The sequence below is a fragment of the Gordonia sp. G4 genome (assembly GCF_057770005.1).
In genome coordinates, this window is sequence record NZ_CM173442.1 from 3,310,922 (window position 1) to 3,326,031 (window position 15,110).

Annotated in this window: 13 protein-coding genes; 7 read left to right on the forward strand and 6 right to left on the reverse strand. The window is 69.1% G+C overall.

The genetic code is table 11. The features are described from left to right. Positions 1 to 163: 163 nt before the first annotated feature. The 4 genes from AC3B5T_RS14840 to trhA form a co-directional block, all read right to left on the reverse strand. On the reverse strand, positions 164 to 1,732 hold the full coding sequence (locus tag AC3B5T_RS14840) for an alkaline phosphatase D family protein (RefSeq protein WP_488357639.1): 1,569 nt from the start codon (positions 1,730 to 1,732) through the stop codon (positions 164 to 166). Between the two features lie 104 nt (positions 1,733 to 1,836). Then, complete coding sequence (locus tag AC3B5T_RS14845) at positions 1,837 to 3,327, reverse strand: PepSY-associated TM helix domain-containing protein (protein ID WP_488357640.1); 1,491 nt, start codon at positions 3,325 to 3,327, stop codon at positions 1,837 to 1,839. Positions 3,328 to 3,420: 93 nt separating this feature from the next. After that, the gene (locus AC3B5T_RS14850) at positions 3,421 to 3,972 is read right to left on the reverse strand and encodes a hypothetical protein (protein ID WP_488357641.1); all 552 of its coding nucleotides are present in this window, start codon (positions 3,970 to 3,972) and stop codon (positions 3,421 to 3,423) included. A gap of 59 nt (positions 3,973 to 4,031) precedes the next feature. After that, complete coding sequence (trhA, locus tag AC3B5T_RS14855; RefSeq protein ID WP_010841818.1) at positions 4,032 to 4,700, reverse strand: PAQR family membrane homeostasis protein TrhA; 669 nt, start codon at positions 4,698 to 4,700, stop codon at positions 4,032 to 4,034. Between the two features lie 156 nt (positions 4,701 to 4,856). Between trhA and AC3B5T_RS14860 the strand changes: the two genes are divergently transcribed. After that, a complete protein-coding gene (locus AC3B5T_RS14860) occupies positions 4,857 to 5,639 on the forward strand; it encodes an isoprenyl transferase (protein ID WP_488357642.1) in 783 nt (260 codons plus the stop codon). Positions 5,640 to 5,670: 31 nt separating this feature from the next. Here AC3B5T_RS14860 and pdxR read toward each other — a convergent pair whose 3' ends face one another. After that, positions 5,671 to 7,137 carry a MocR-like pyridoxine biosynthesis transcription factor PdxR gene (gene pdxR, locus AC3B5T_RS14865; RefSeq protein ID WP_488357643.1) on the reverse strand — a complete coding sequence of 489 codons (1,467 nt, stop codon included), beginning with the start codon at positions 7,135 to 7,137 and terminating at the stop codon, positions 5,671 to 5,673. 82 nt (positions 7,138 to 7,219) lie between these two features. Between pdxR and AC3B5T_RS14870 the strand changes: the two genes are divergently transcribed. Together AC3B5T_RS14870 and AC3B5T_RS14875 are read left to right on the forward strand one after the other, a co-directional pair. Continuing rightward, positions 7,220 to 7,999: an SDR family oxidoreductase gene (locus AC3B5T_RS14870; RefSeq protein ID WP_488357644.1), complete on the forward strand. Its 780-nt coding sequence runs from the start codon at positions 7,220 to 7,222 to the stop codon at positions 7,997 to 7,999. Next, positions 7,996 to 8,505 carry a carboxymuconolactone decarboxylase family protein gene (locus AC3B5T_RS14875; protein ID WP_488357645.1) on the forward strand — a complete coding sequence of 170 codons (510 nt, stop codon included), beginning with the start codon at positions 7,996 to 7,998 and terminating at the stop codon, positions 8,503 to 8,505. Before AC3B5T_RS14870 ends, AC3B5T_RS14875 begins: the two co-directional genes overlap by 4 nt. Here the strand turns inward: AC3B5T_RS14875 and coaA are convergent. Next, the gene (gene coaA / locus AC3B5T_RS14880) at positions 8,477 to 9,418 is read right to left on the reverse strand and encodes a type I pantothenate kinase (RefSeq protein ID WP_010841823.1); all 942 of its coding nucleotides are present in this window, start codon (positions 9,416 to 9,418) and stop codon (positions 8,477 to 8,479) included. The genes AC3B5T_RS14875 and coaA overlap by 29 nt on opposite strands. Before the next feature lie 97 nt (positions 9,419 to 9,515). On the opposite strand from coaA, the gene AC3B5T_RS14885 reads away from it, so the two are divergent. The 4 genes from AC3B5T_RS14885 to phoH2 all read left to right on the forward strand — a co-directional run bounded on the left by AC3B5T_RS14885 (position 9,516) and on the right by phoH2 (position 14,626). Beyond that, complete coding sequence (locus AC3B5T_RS14885; RefSeq protein ID WP_488357646.1) at positions 9,516 to 10,751, forward strand: DUF885 domain-containing protein; 1,236 nt, start codon at positions 9,516 to 9,518, stop codon at positions 10,749 to 10,751. Positions 10,752 to 10,760: 9 nt separating this feature from the next. Further along, positions 10,761 to 12,068: a serine hydroxymethyltransferase gene (gene glyA, locus AC3B5T_RS14890; protein WP_010841825.1), complete on the forward strand. Its 1,308-nt coding sequence runs from the start codon at positions 10,761 to 10,763 to the stop codon at positions 12,066 to 12,068. Positions 12,069 to 12,111: 43 nt separating this feature from the next. Continuing rightward, positions 12,112 to 12,978 (forward strand): acyl-ACP desaturase, encoded by an 867-nt coding sequence (locus AC3B5T_RS14895; RefSeq protein WP_488357647.1) that lies wholly within the window; start codon positions 12,112 to 12,114, stop codon positions 12,976 to 12,978. A 352-nt stretch (positions 12,979 to 13,330) separates the two neighbouring features. Then, a complete protein-coding gene (gene phoH2, locus AC3B5T_RS14900; protein WP_010841827.1) occupies positions 13,331 to 14,626 on the forward strand; it encodes an RNA 5'-3' helicase PhoH2 in 1,296 nt (431 codons plus the stop codon). Positions 14,627 to 15,110 lie beyond the last annotated feature (484 nt).

Sequence of the window (15,110 nt, forward strand, 5' to 3'; positions counted from 1 at the left end):
CTCGCTCGCCCTTCGTGGCTCGTCGCTATCGCTCCTCGCACCTCAGGGACCAGGGTGTTTGTGGTTCTTTCGGATTATTGGGGACCAGGAGTTTTGTGGTTCTTTGGGATTGGGGACCAGGGGTTTCGTGGTTCTTTCGGATTGGGGAGTGGAAGACCGGGGTTCACACGACGTCGACTTCGGCGGTCGAGTCGGGGATCGTGATGAGCGCTCGACGGTGCAGCGTTCCCCGGGGCGACTGCACGGACGGCGTCACGCGGAACTCGGCCTCCCACCGGTCGGAGTGGATCCGGTTGAGCAGGTATCCGCGCTGTGAGTTGCCGAACCGGACGTGGGGTGAGGCATCCTTCAGCCGGCGGTCGCCGTCGTCGCTGTCCTCCCCGTCGCCGCCCGAGGTGATCGACGTCGCGGCGAGTTCGACTCCGCGCACCGGTGAGTCATCGGTGTACGAGGTCCGGAGGTCGGCGACCACGCTGCGGTGGATGTCACCGGCGAGGGACACCAGGTTGCGCACGCCGCGGTCGGCGGCGCCGTCGAGTATCCGGGCGCGAGACGCCTCGTAGCCGCTCCAGCCGTCCATGCTGACCGCACGGGTCGATCCGACGGTCCGGGCGAGGTCGGCCATCGGCACCTGCTGGCCGAGCACGTCCCAGCGGTGCCGTGAGGACGCGAAGCCGTCGAGCAACCATCGTTCCTGCGCGGCGCCGAGGATGGTGCGGGACGGGTCCGCGGTGTGCTGGTTCTGCCCGGTGTCGTTGTCCCCGTTGACCTGATCGCTGCGGTGACTACGGGTGTCGAGGAGAGTGAGGTCGACGAGGTCGCCGAAACCCAGCCGCCGGTGCGCGCGCACCACGGTTCCGTTCGGCCGGGCCGTGACCCGGACCGGGGTGTTCTCCCACCACGCGCGCAGGGCGCGGGCCCGGCGCAGCGCGAACGGGACAGGCGGTGTGCCGTCCTCGGGAACCGCTGCGGCCCAGTTGTTGTCCACCTCGTGATCGTCGAAGGTGATCACGAACGGCGCCATCGCGTGAGCGAGTTGCAGGTCCGGGTCGGATTTGTACAGCGCGTACCGTTCCCGGTAGTCGTCGAGGTCGACAGCCTCCCGGGTCGCCGAGAGAGGAAGCGCGGCAGTGGTTCTCGCGCCGCCCTGCGCGGGGATCGGCTTCTCGTAGATGTAGTCGCCGAGGTGGAGGACCACATCGGGCGCATGTGCGGCCAGGTCGGCGTAGGCATGGTAGTAGCCGTCGGCCCAGTTCTGGCAGGTCGCCACGGCCAGCGTGAGTGTGTCGACGCGGGCGGAAGGTGCTGGTGCCGTGCGGGTTCGTCCGACGGTGGAGATCTCACCGAGTGCTCGAAACCGATAGAAATGATCGGCGGCCGGCGCGAGTCCGCGGACGTCGACATGCACGCTGTGTCCCCACTCCGGTGTCGCGTGGACGGTTCCCCGACGCACCATCCGGGTCATCGACTCGTCGGCGGCGACCTCCCAGTCGACCCGGACCGGCCTCGGCTCCATGCCGCCGCCCGGCGCGAACGGATTGCGCGACAGCCGCGTCCACAGCACGATGCCGTCGGGGAGGGGATCGCCCGACGCGACGCCGAGGCCGAACACGCCTGCGGACTGTGCCGGGGTGGGTACTGCCGGTGGCCTGCCCCCGAGGACGTCCGGACTGAACGCCAGACCTGCCACGAGCGCCGACCAGCCGAGAAATCGCCGTCGCGATGTGCCCATGGCCTCACCCGACCAGGATCACCTGACCTGGGTTCCACGCCCAGGCGGCGGGGACGTGATGGGAAGGTGAAGTCTGCGACCCACGACGTCCCCGCCGGCCCCGGTTACGCCGACATGCCGCTCGCCCTGCGCCGTTGGCGGATTCCGAGTGCGGCGTCGACCGCGACGAAACCCAGGAGGCTGAGTCCCAGCAGCGGCACGTACCAGCCCACGACCACCGCGACCACGGCGACCGCGACGGCCGCGGGTGAGGACGCCCGGCGCAGCGCACCGCGAGCCGGGGGCCGGCCCACCGCGAGCGCCCCGGAGCGTCGCGGCCGGCGCTGCCACCACATCTGATAGCCGCGGGCGATGAGAATCACCAGCGCCACCGCCAGGAGCAGGAGCGCGAGCTGGCTCACCCAGCCGAACAGGATCCCCTTGTGCAGGGCGATACCCCAGGTGGTGAGTTTCGCGGCGAGCGGCCAGTCGGCGAACCGGGATTCGTCCACCACGACACCATTGGCGCCGTTCACCGCGATCGAGTCCTGGCCGAACTGCCAGGGTTGCCTCGTCTGCGCGACGGTGAACGCCGTGTCCGCGGTGGCGGGAATCGACACCTCGACCTCGCCGTCGACACCTGCACGTCGCGCGGTCTCGACGACACGGTCGAGATGCGACACCGTTTCGCCGGACGTCGTCGGCACATCCGGTTCGTGGTCGCCCGGTGCACTGTGGTCCCCGTGGCCGCCGTGGTCCCCGTGCCCGGCAGGTGCCGACCGCGGCTCGGACAATGCGGTGTCGATGCCGGGGGTCGTCCAGCTCAGGGCGGTGCGGAGGTCGGAGACGTTGTCGCCCGCGTACTTCGACCACGTGAGTCCGGTCGCGGACAGGAAGACGAGTCCCACCGCGATCCACATGCCGATCACCCCGTGCCGGTTACGGGTGCGGGTGCGTCCGGTCGCCGACCGGTCCGCGGTGACAAGCTCCGCCAGGCGGCGCCCACGCCGAGCGCGGAACGCCGAGATCCACAGGGCGAGACCGCCCAGGGCGATCACCCACAGCCAAGAGGCGGCGAGTTCGCTGTAGATCCGGCCCGGTTCGCCGAGATGGAGATTGCGGTGCAATTCGCTGAGCCAGGTCCGCAGCGGCAACGACGCACTGCTGCCGTAGGACACCAGCTCACCGGTCGAGTCGAGGGTCACCGGGTCGATGAACACGGCCAGGCGCTTCGACGCCCCCAGGTCCGGGTCGTCGAAGAGGACCCGGGTGGTGTCGCCGGTCTCGGTCGCCGGACGTACCGCGGACAGTGTGAGGTCGGGGCGGAGTCGGACCGCCGCGTCGACCTGCTCGGACACCGGACGGGCATTGCCGGTGCTCTCGGTGTGGAGCTGGTCGCGGTAGACGACCTGTTCGACCGACGGGGCGATGGCGTAGAGCCCGCCCGTGATGGCCGCGACGACCAGGAACGGGGCGATGAAGATGCCGGCGTAGAAGTGCAGGCGTCGGAGCAACGGCTGCCAGACGGCCGGTGTGGACCGGCGGACGGGGGCGTCGCCGTCCTGGTTGTCGGCGGGACGGGACAGGTTGGGTAAGGACACGTGTTGGCCTCTCATGCGGAAGACGGCACGCGGAATCGACCACGATCGGGTGGGATGGCAACCGCGCACCGACCGGCCCGTCGGGATGACGGGTCGGCGGAGAATGGATCAGCGCGTGAGGGCCGGGGGGCCGCGGGTGTCGAGTGCGGCGATGGCGCGCAGCCGGGGCCGCGCGTCGTCGTGTGCCGAGAGAGGGACGAGTGCGGTGACGTCGTCGGCGGGTGGGTCGACGACGGCCCGGATGAGCGCGACGATCGCGGTCAGGATGGTGAGGAGGGCCGGTTCGGCGATCCCGATCGCGGCGGCGGTGAGCAGTGTCGCGATCGCATGCACGAGCAGCATGGTGTGGCTGGGTGCATGCGTGAGTGCCGCCGCGGCGGTGTGATGGCTCGACGAGGCGTCGAGTGCGGTGAGGGAGGCGTGCGCGAGCAGCTGGCCCGACGCGAGGAGTCCCATCGTGGTGAACCACCCCGGACGACGACGGGACGTCGCGCCGATCGCCCAGCCGAGTGCGGTGCACGCGGCGGTCATGATCAGAAGTGACGTCGTGGCGGGCAAGGACCCGGCCGCGAGGCCGTGCGCCCCCACCGCCGTGCTCGCCGACAGCGCGCCGACGACCCCACCGCGGAGGCGGTGGATGGCGCGCATGTCCGGGTTCACGCGAGGAGCATAGCGATGATCAACCCGCCCAGACCATGCGCGGTCATCGAACGGGCAGGTCAGCCCAGTACGACGAGCCAGGCGGCGACGTAGTGCAACAGGGCCGCGACCGCGGTGCAGGCGTGGAAAACCTCATGGTGGCCGAAGGTCTCCGGCCACGGATCGGGCCAGCGCACCGCGTAGAGGACGCCGCCGACACTGTAGAAGACGCCACCGATGGCGAGCAGGACCATGACGAGCACGCCGGTCTCGCCCACGAGCGCCGGCGCGACGGCCACGATCACCCAGCCGAGCACGATGTAGAGGGTGACCCCGAGCCAGCGGGGCGCGCCGGGCCACACGATCTTGAGCGCCGCGCCGGCCGTCGCGCCCGCCCAGACGATGCCGAGGACCCACCAGCTGGTCGGCGAGGGAAGGCCGAGGGCACAGAACGGCGTGTAGGTGCCGGCGATGAACAGGAAGATCATCGCGTGATCGGCGCGCTTCATACGGGTCCGGGCGCGTGCGGTCTTCCACGGGATCCGGTGATAGCCCGCGCTGATCGCGAAGAGTCCGAGCACGGTGACCGCGTAGACGGCGCACGGCACGACGGCGACCGGGTCGCCGACCGTCGCGGCGCCGATGACCAGGGCGAGCCCGGCGACGGCTGCGACGTAGGCCGAGTAGTGGTGGATCACTCCGCGCAGGCGTGGGCGGACGTCGGCCGGCGGATTCAGCAACGTGCTCACCGAACCTACGGTACCGTAACTTCACACATCCGCGGCGTGACCGGCATGCACGGACGGAGTCACCCGGGCCGATGCGGGGGAATCAGCGGGGTGCGTCTCGGCGCGTAAGGTGTCCTGCGTGACACGAGGCCGACACGACGCCGGAACGACGCGACGATGAAGCTGCTGCCGGACCGGCTTCGACGACCCGTACTCTCCGTCTACGAACGCCGGCTCATCCAGCTCCTCGACACCGAGCGCCTGCCGCGCCACGTCGCGATCATCTGCGACGGCAACCGGAGGTGGGCGCGCGAGGCCGGGTTCGAGGACGTCAGCCACGGACACCGGGTGGGCGCGCAGCGAATCGCGGACATGCTCGGCTGGTGTGCCGGCCTGGGCATCGAAGCCGTGACCATCTATCTGCTGTCGACCGAGAACCTCAACCGTTCCTCGGACGAGCTGGACGCGCTCCTCGAGATCGTGCCGGACATCGTCGACGAGATCTCCGCGCCCGAGGGCGAGTGGCGGATCCGCATCGTCGGCACCCTGGACTCGCTGCCCGATGCGGTCGCCGGACGGCTGCGGGCGGCCGCCGAGCGCACCGCCGAACGGCGGGGGATGAACGTGAACGTCGCCGTCGGGTACGGCGGACGGCAGGAGATCGTGGACGCGGTGCAAGCGTTGCTCGAGGAGAAGGTGACGGCGGGGGCGAGCTCGGCCGAGATGGTGGATGCGGTGACCGTGGAGGCGATCGACGCCAACCTCTACACCAAGGGCCAGCCCGACCCCGACCTCGTGATCCGGACGTCCGGGGAGCAGCGGCTGTCGGGATTCCTGTTGTGGCAGAGCGCCTATTCGGAGATCTGGTTCACCGACGCCTACTGGCCGGAGTTCCGCCGGGTGGACTTCCTGCGCGCCCTGCGCGACTACTCGGCGCGGAGTCGGCGGTTCGGCAAGTAGCCAACTGGCGGTGTCGGTCCCGGCCGTGCGGTCAGTGTGCGAGGGAGTCGGCGAGCAGGCCGGTCAGTGCGGTGAGATCGGTGCCGAATGTCGACGCCGCGGGGGTCCCGAAGCCGACCGCCAGTCCGCCGGAGGGCAGCGGATCGGCGTCGGGATGGCGGAACAGGGACTGCCCGGTCACCGCGATCCCGCGTTCGTACGCCCGGTGCACGATCGCCCCCTCGTCGGCATGCGCGACGGGGATCAGCGCGTGCAGGCCCGCGGCGATGCCGGGCACCTCCAGGCCGATCCCGGCCAGGGCTTCCACCAGCGCGTCGCGCCGGGTGCGGTAGGCCTGTCGGCTGCGGCGGATGTGCCGGTCATAGGCGCCGGAGCCGATCAGCTCGGCCAGCGTCAGCTGGTCGACGATACTCGCGTCGGATTCGCGGAATCCCTTGCCGCGCAACACGGATTCGACCAAGTGCGCCGGGGTGGCGAGCCAGCCGGCGCGGACGGCCGGTGACAGGCTCTTGCTCAGCGAACCGGTGTGGACGACGACGTCGGGTCCGAGCGCCTGCAGCGCGCCGACGGGTTCGCGGTCGTAGCGGAACTCGCCGTCGTAGTCGTCCTCGACGATGACGGCGCCCGAGCGCCGCGCCCAGTCGACCACCTGCATCCGCCGGGCCGGCGAGAGGGCGACGCCGGTGGGGAACTGGTGGCTGGGGGTCAGCAGCACCGCGGAGGCCCCGGTGCGCTCGAGCTCGTCGATCACCATGCCGTCGGAATCGATGCGCACCGGCACGACCCGTGCACCACCGCGTTCGAGGGCGTGCCGATGGAAGGGCAGGCCGTAACTCTCGACGGCGATGACTCCGCCGATCACCGTCCGCGCCAACAACTCCAGCGCCGACAGGACCGAGGTGCCGAGGATGATCTGGTCCGGGGTGGTGCGGACCCCCCGCGTGCGGGCGAGGTAGCTCGTGAGCGCGCTCCGCAGCTCGATGCGTCCGCGGGGATGGGCCGGTCCGAAGACCTCGTCCGGGGTTTCGGTGAGGGCGCGGCGGGTGGCGCGAATCCAGTCGTTGCGCGGGAACATCCCGGCACACGGGCGCCCCAGCGAGAAGTCGTGGCGCAGTGCGGGCAGCGCGGTGGATGCGCCGGGATCGGGGGCCTCCGGTGGGCGCGCGGCACCCTCGGCGACCCTGGTGGCCGATCCCTGTCGCGCGGTCAGCCACCCCTCCGCGATGAGCTCGGAGTACACCGCCGACACGGTGCCGCGCGCCAGGCCGAGGTCCGCGGCGAGGGACCGGTAGGGCGGCAGTGCGGTGCCCGCCGGCAGACGACTGTCGAGGATCGCCGAGCGCAGCGCCTCGGTGAGGGCCCGGCGCCGTGTGGCACCCCGCCCTCGGGCGCCCGCACCGGGATCGGGCTGCAGATCCAGGAAGAGGTCCGCTCCGAGCCGTTCGGCGACTTCGGCCCACGGATCGGCCACCGTCGAATTGACCCGTTTTTCTGCCATCGGATTGGACCACTTTCTTGAGCTAATTGCGGCCTAGCCTAAACCCAGAACAAAGAGATGTCCGTCCTTGAGGAGGAACGAGATGAAGATCGTGGTCGTGGGCGCCAGCGGTGCACTGGGGAGTCGGGTCGCCGACATTCTCGTCGAGCGCGGGCAGGAGGTGGTGCGCGCCAATCGTGCGAGCGGCGTCGACGCCTACACCGGAACCGGTCTCGCGGCGGCGTTCGACGGTGCCGACGCCGTCGTCGACTGCCTCAGTCTCCAGACACTGAAGGCCGCGGACGCGATCGACTTCTTCGAGACCACGGCGACCCACATCGGGCGCGCCGCGACGACCGCAGGCGTCAAGCACGTGGTCGTGGTGTCGATCGTCAATGCCGACGTTCCCACGGTGAATGCCAAATTCGGTTATTACCAGGGAAAGGCGGCCCAGGAAGCGGCCTACGCGAAGGTCGTGGACCCCGCCGCGCTCACCGTCCTCGCCTCGGTGCAGTGGTTCGAACTCGCCGAGCAGATGATGTCGAGGATGAGATTCGGTCCGGTCGCCGCGGTGCCCAGGCTGCGCTGCGCCCCGGCAGCCGTTGCCGACGTGGCCGTGGCCGTTGTCGACGAGGTGACCGCGGGACCATCGGGCAAGCGGAAGGTCGAGGTGGGCGGGCCGGTGGAAATGGACCTCGTCGATGTCGCGAAAGCGGTTGCCGCGCAGACCGGCTCGCCGCGCTGGGTGCTGGGCGTCCGGTTCGGCGGGCCGGCGATCCGGGGCGGCGGACTCGTGCCCGCTCATCCGGACGTGGTCACCACGACGACGCTCGACGGGTGGCTGGCCGGTCGTGAGCGCGCCCGGGCCGGAGGGCGGCGATGAGCTCCGGCACCCGACCGGCGACGAGAATGTGGATACCGCAGGACAACCCGTCCGTCTACAAGGCTCTCGTCGCACTGCAGCGGGCAGCATCGGCCGGTGTCGACCCGGAACTCGCCGAACTCATCGTGATCCGGGCGTCGCAACTGAACGGGTGCGCATACTGTCTGCACATGCACACCTCCGATGCCCTCGCCAAGGACATCGACACGCACAAACTGATGCTCATCGCCGCGTGGCGCGAGGCCGGTCCGGCGTTCACCTCCGCCGAGCGGGCCGCACTCGCACTCACCGAGTGTGTCACGCGGATCGGCGAGCACGGCGTTCCCGACGACGTGTTCGACTCGGTGCGTGCACATTTCGACGCCGCCGAGACCGGTCAGCTGGTCGCCTCGATCGTGATGATCAACGCCTGGAATCGCATCGCACTCGCCGGGGCCTACCCGGCCGGACTCGACGAGCGCCGAGCCACGTCGTCGGTCAGAGCTTCCGCAGACGCACCCGGTTGATCGAGTGGTCGTGATCCTTGCGGAGCACGAGTGACGCCCGGGGCCGGGTGGGCAGGATGTTCTCGATCAGGTTCGGGCGGTTGATCGAGGTCCACAGATCCCGTGCCGCGGCCGTCGCCTGCTTGTCCGTCAGCGACGCGTACGCGTGGAAATGCGAGTCCGGGTTGGCGAACGAGGTCGTCCGCATCTGCAGGAAGCGGGAGATGTACCAGGACTCGATGTCGTCGATCTTGGCGTCGACGTAGATCGAGAAGTCGAACAGGTCCGACACCATCAGCGTCTCTCCGGTCTGGAGCACGTTGAGGCCCTCGAGGATGAGGATGTCGGGCTGGCGCACATAGTGATAGACGTCGGGCACGATGTCGTAGGCGAGGTGCGAGTACACCGGCGCGGCGACCTCGCGCGCACCCGACTTCACCTCGGTGACGAAGCGGAGCAGCGCCCGGCGATCATACGACTCGGGAAACCCCTTGCGGTGCAGAATGCCCCGGCGCTGCATCTCGGCGGTGCGGAGCAGGAAACCGTCGGTGGTGACCAGGTCGACCTTGGGGTGTGACTCCCATCGGGCGAGGAGGGCGGCGAGCACACGTGCCGTCGTCGACTTCCCGACCGCGACGCTGCCGGCGATCCCGATGACGAAGGGCACCTGACGGTTGGTCTGCCGCTCGCCGAGGAAGGTGGAGGTCGCGGCGAACAACCGTTGCCGCGCAGCGACTTGCAGGTGGATCAGACGCGACAGCGGCAGATAGACGTCGGCGACCTCGTCCAGGTCGATCTGCTCACCGAGGCCGACGAGTTCGGCCAGTTCGTCCTCGTTGAGGACCAGGGGCATGGACTCGCGGAGTTCACGCCACTGCCTCCGGTCGAGTTCCAGGTAGAGACTCGGATCCCGATCGGTGGCGTTGCGGGCCATCAGGGCAGCTCCGCCGATGTCGGATCCGCCGCTCCCGGAGTGATCATGCGTACAGCTTAGGGCGGCGTGGAACGGCGTCGATCGGTAGCCTGCCGATATGCCGTCCTCGCCCGTCGCCGACGCCGCCACCACCCCCGACCCGCTGGTGACCGAGTACCTCCGACTCGGGCTCGGCTTCGACCGCCTCGAACGGGGCTTCGTCGACGCCTACACCGGCGATCCGGCACTGAAAGCAGAGGTCGAGAACGGGCCTGCACCCGATCCCGTCCGGCTCGCCGAACGTGCGCGCGGCCTGCTCGCCGACCTGCCCGGCACACTCGACGCGGCGCGCGCCGAGTTCGTCGGCGCCCATCTGCGCGCCCTGGAATGCTCGGCCCGCAAGTTCGCCGGCGACGATGTCGGATTCGTCGACGAGGTCCGCGCCTACTTCGACGTCGACATCGAGATGGCCGACCCGGACCGATATCGGCAAGCGCACGCCGACCTGGCGCAGGCGCTCGGTGTCCCGGGCGCGACGGGTGACGAACTCCGGAACGCCTACGCCGCGCACCGGCGCGTCGACGAGATCCCGCCGGAGCGGGTCGACGAATGCGTCCGCACGTTCAGCGGTGCGCTCCGCGAACGAGTTCGATCGACATATCCGTTGCCGGACAACGAGATCGTCGAGTTCGAGGTCGTGACCGACAAGCCGTGGTCGGGATTCAACTACTACCTCGGGAACTACCGCTCACGCGTGGCCATCAACGCCGACCTCACGCAGTACATGTCCTCCCTGCCGGCCCTCATCGCACACGAGGCCTACCCCGGACATCACACCGAACACTGCCGCAAGGAACAGCTGCTCGTCGGCGCCGGGCAGTCCGAGCAGTCGATCTTCCTGGTCAACACCCCGCAGTGCCTGATGGCCGAGGGCCTCGCCGACCACGCCCTCGCCGCGATCGTCGGTCCCGCCTGGCAGTCGTGGGCCCAGGAGATCTACGCCGACCTCGGGCTCCGCTTCGACGCCGAGCGCGCGATGAGCGTGGGTCGTGCCACCGCCGGACTCCTGCCCGTCCGCCAGGACGCCGCGCTCATGCTGCACGACCGCCACGCCGACGCCGACGCCGTCGCCGAACACCTCCGGCGCTGGCTCCTCGCCCCCGAGGAACGGGCCCGGCAGATGCTGCGATTCCTCACCTCACCGCTGTGGCGCGCGTACATCAGCACCTACGTCGAGGGCTACCGGTTGCTCGAGCAGTGGCTGGACTCGGCCGCCGACCGCGCGGCCGCCTTCGGACGCCTGCTCGACGAGCCACTCATCCCGGCGAGCCTGCGTCGCGAACTCGGTGCCTAGAATCGGGGCATGACCGCGAACCCGTCATCCGTGAACTCGATGTCCCTGGCCGAGCTCGACCCCGACGTCGCCGCCGCCATGAACGGTGAACTCAGTCGCCAGCGAGACACCCTCGAGATGATCGCCTCGGAGAACTTCGTGCCGCGCGCGGTCCTGCAGGCCCAGGGCAGCGTGCTCACCAACAAGTACGCCGAGGGATATCCGGGACGCCGCTACTACGGCGGCTGCGAGTACGTCGACGTCGTCGAGGACATCGCCCGCAACCGGGCGAAGGAACTGTTCGGCGCCGACTTCGCGAATGTGCAACCACACTCGGGTGCCCAGGCCAACGCCGCCGTGCTGCAGGCCCTGATGGAGCCGGGGGAGACCATGCTCGGTCTCGACCTCGCCCATGGCGGTCACCTCACCCACGGCATGCGCCTGAACTTCTCCGGCAAGCTCTACGAGAACGCCTTCTACGGCGTGAGCAAGGAGGACTTCCGCATCGACATGGACGAGGTGCGCAAGATCGCCCTCGACGTGAAGCCGAAGGTCATCGTGGCCGGCTGGTCGGCCTACCCCCGCACCCTCGATTTCGAGGCCTTCCGCGCCATCGCCGACGAGGTCGGCGCCCACCTCTGGGTCGACATGGCGCACTTCGCTGGTCTCGTCGCCGCCGGACTGCATCCGTCGCCGGTGCCGCATGCCGACGTCGTGTCCTCGACCGTGCACAAGACGCTCGGCGGACCGCGCTCGGGGATCATCCTCGCCAAGCAGGAGTGGGCGAAGAAGCTGAACTCGGCGGTGTTCCCCGGTCAGCAGGGCGGGCCGCTGATGCATGCGATCGCCGGCAAGGCCGTGGCCCTCAAGATCGCCGGCACCGAGGAGTTCGCCGAGCGCCAGCGCCGCACCCTGTCCGGGGCGAGGATCCTCGCGGAGCGTCTCACCGGATCCGACGTGGCCGAGGCCGGCGTCTCGGTCCTGACCGGCGGCACCGACGTCCACCTCGTGCTCGTCGACCTGCGGAACAGCGCCCTCGACGGTCAGCAGGCCGAGGACCTGCTCCACCAGGTCGGCATCACCGTCAACCGCAACGCCGTGCCGTTCGACCCCCGCCCGCCGATGGTCACCTCGGGTCTGCGCATCGGCACCCCGGCGCTGGCCACCCGCGGCTTCGGCGACGAACAGTTCGCCGAGGTCGCCGACATCATCGCCGGTGCGCTCGCCGCCGGCGACGCCGCCGATGTCTCGGCGCTGCGCGGGCGCGTGTCCAAGCTCGCTCTCGACTTCCCGCTCTACGAGGGTCTCGAGGAGTGGGGCCTCATGAGCCGGATCTGACCTGGATTGCCCGGCCGGGCCCGGCGTCCGTATCCTTTCAGCGATGAACGCCCTCACTGAAGACGACCTGATCATCGCGCTCGAGAAGGCTCTTCCCGAGATCGCCGAAGACCACCAGTCGGCCGCGAGTCCGTGGAATCCGCACGACTGGGTGCCGTGGGACGACGGACGCAACTTCGGGTTCCTCGGCGGGAAGGACTTCGACCCGTCCGAGGCCTTCCTGTCCGACGAGGCACGTGCGGGGCTGCTCGCCCTCCTGCTGACCAAGGACAACCTGCCGTCGTATCACCGGGTGCTGGCCAAACACTTCCCGGCCTTCTCCGACTGGCGGCAGCTCGTGGGCGTGTGGACCGCCGAGGACAACCGGCATGCCATCGTGCTGCGTGACTACCTCGTCGTCCGGCGCGCGATCGATCCGGTGGACGCCGAGGAGCGTCGCCGCATCCATGTGACCCAGGGCTACCGCCAGGTCCCGGAGCAGATCGACCCGCTCGGTCCGCTCGACGTGCTCGCGTTGATGGCCGTGCACGAGAACCAGTGTGTGCATTTCGTCAAGCGGCTGTCGGCGGCCGCCGGTGACGACGCGCTCGTCGAGATCCTCACGAGGATCGCGGCCGACGACCAGGGACAGGCCACCACCTTCGGGGCGTTCCTCAACGCCGGGATCGTCGCCGACCAGGACGCCACCGTCCTCGCGATCGACAGCGCGCTGGCGCTCGACGAGCCGATCGGCCACGACATCGCCGACTTCGACGCCGAGCGCGCACTCATCGCCGACTACGAGAACGACGAGGTGAAAGCGGCCATCGCAGCGACCCTGGCCGACGCGGTCAGGCTCGACACCGTCTCGGGTCTCGGTGACGAGGCTCAGGCCGCGCGCACCCGGATCCTCGCGCGCGCCGGACGCTGACCCGCCCACCGCGAGGGCGTCGCGACCGTGAACACGGCGCCACCGGGACGACGAAAGTCCTGGTGGCGCCGTGTTGCGTCTCCACTCCAGACGATACGGCGGTTTACCCATAATTCACGCCGACACACCTGATTCCGGCGCGCCGCCACGGATTTTCGCGCGTACGTTGGCCAGTGACGGACCGCGGGGAAGCGGTTCGTTCGGGAGGTTCACATCGTGGTTTGTGCGAGCAACGCGAGGGGGCCGGCCCCGGTCCTCGTCCACCTCGGCTGACGCCGGGACATCGGACAACTGGACCGCCGGTCGACCAACACCGGTTTGTGCGGGTGCCGCACGAACGTAGGAGCCCCACGTGACCACACGCACCTACGTCCTCGATACCTCCGTGCTGCTGTCCGATCCCTGGGCGGTCATGCGCTTCGCCGAACACCACGTGGTGTTGCCACTGGTGGTCATCAGCGAACTCGAGGGCAAACGTCACCACCACGAACTCGGTTGGTTCGCGCGTGAGGCGTTGCGCATGCTCGACGACATGCGGCTCGAACACGGACGACTCGATCTGCCGCTCGAGATCGGCGACGACGGCGGCACCCTCCAGGTGGAGCTCAACCACACCGACCCCGCGGTGCTGCCCGCCGGATTCCGCACCGACTCCAATGACTCCCGCATCCTCGCCTGCGCCCTCAACCTGCGTGCCGAGGGCAAGGACGTGACGCTGGTGTCCAAGGACACGCCGTTGCGTGTGAAGGCCGGCGCGGTGGGGCTGGCCGCAGACGAATACCACGCCCAGGACGTCGTCGTCTCGGGGTGGACGGGGATGACCGAGCTCGATGTCGAGACCGCTGCGATCAACACGCTGTTCGCCGAGGGTGTCGTCGACATCGACGATGCCCGGGAGCTCCCGTGTCACACGGGGATCCGGTTGCTCAGCGCCACGTCGAGTGCGCTCGGTCGCGTGAACTCGGACAAGCGGGTGCAGTTGGTACGCGGTGACCGGGAGGCGTTCGGGCTCCACGGACGGTCGGCAGAACAGCGCGTCGCTCTCGATCTGCTCCTGGACGACAGCGTCGGGATCGTGTCGCTCGGCGGCAAGGCGGGGACCGGAAAGTCGGCGCTGGCGCTCTGTGCGGGACTCGAAGCGGTCCTGGAGAGGCGTACCCAGCGCAAGGTGGTCGTGTTCCGTCCGCTGTACGCGGTCGGCGGGCAGCAGCTGGGCTACCTGCCGGGTAGTGAGTCGGACAAGATGGGCCCGTGGGCGCAGGCGGTTTTCGACACCCTCGAAGGGCTCGCGTCCCCGGAGGTCATCGACGAGGTCTTGAGCCGCGGGATGTTGGAGGTGCTCCCTCTGACGCACATCCGCGGACGGTCCCTGCACGACTCATTCGTCATCGTCGACGAGGCGCAGTCCCTCGAACGCAACGTGCTGCTGACCGTTCTCTCGCGATTGGGGTCGGGATCGCGAGTGGTCCTGACGCACGACGTCGCCCAACGCGACAACCTCCGGGTGGGCCGGCACGACGGTGTCGCCGCGGTCATCGAGAAGCTGAAGGGCCACCCGCTCTTCGCGCACATCACGCTCACCCGTAGCGAACGGTCGCCGATCGCCGCCCTCGTGACCGAGATGCTCGAGGAGTTCGCGCCCCAGTAGGTCGGCACTCGTCCAGGTATCGGTAATTCTGCGGTGCACCAGATTTCGCCGGATACGCGAAGGCCGCGTCGCTCACCCGAGAGGGGAGTCGACGCGGCCTTCGGTGTCGGATCAGGCGGTCGGCGGTTCGATCGGGGTGAAGTCGCGGAGCGAATTCAGGAGGTCGACGATGGCGGTGAGCAGTTCGACGTTCTCCAAGGATGTCATTGTTCTCCCTTTTATCGAATGGCTATCCGGTCGACGAGCGCCTTGATCCGGCACTGTCATTTGCGACACTAATGATTTGCTGACAAACGCGCAAACAAAGATCGCAGAATTTTCGGGTCATTTGCTGAATGGTTTTATGAAGACGTCTATTGTCCTGCATCGCGAAATATGACGATCACCTGTTTTCGTATCGGGAAATCCGGGGCGACACCGCCGGATCCCGGTGTGTCGCCGGGGCCGGCCGACACCCGATCCGAACCGCACCGTGACCAGGACG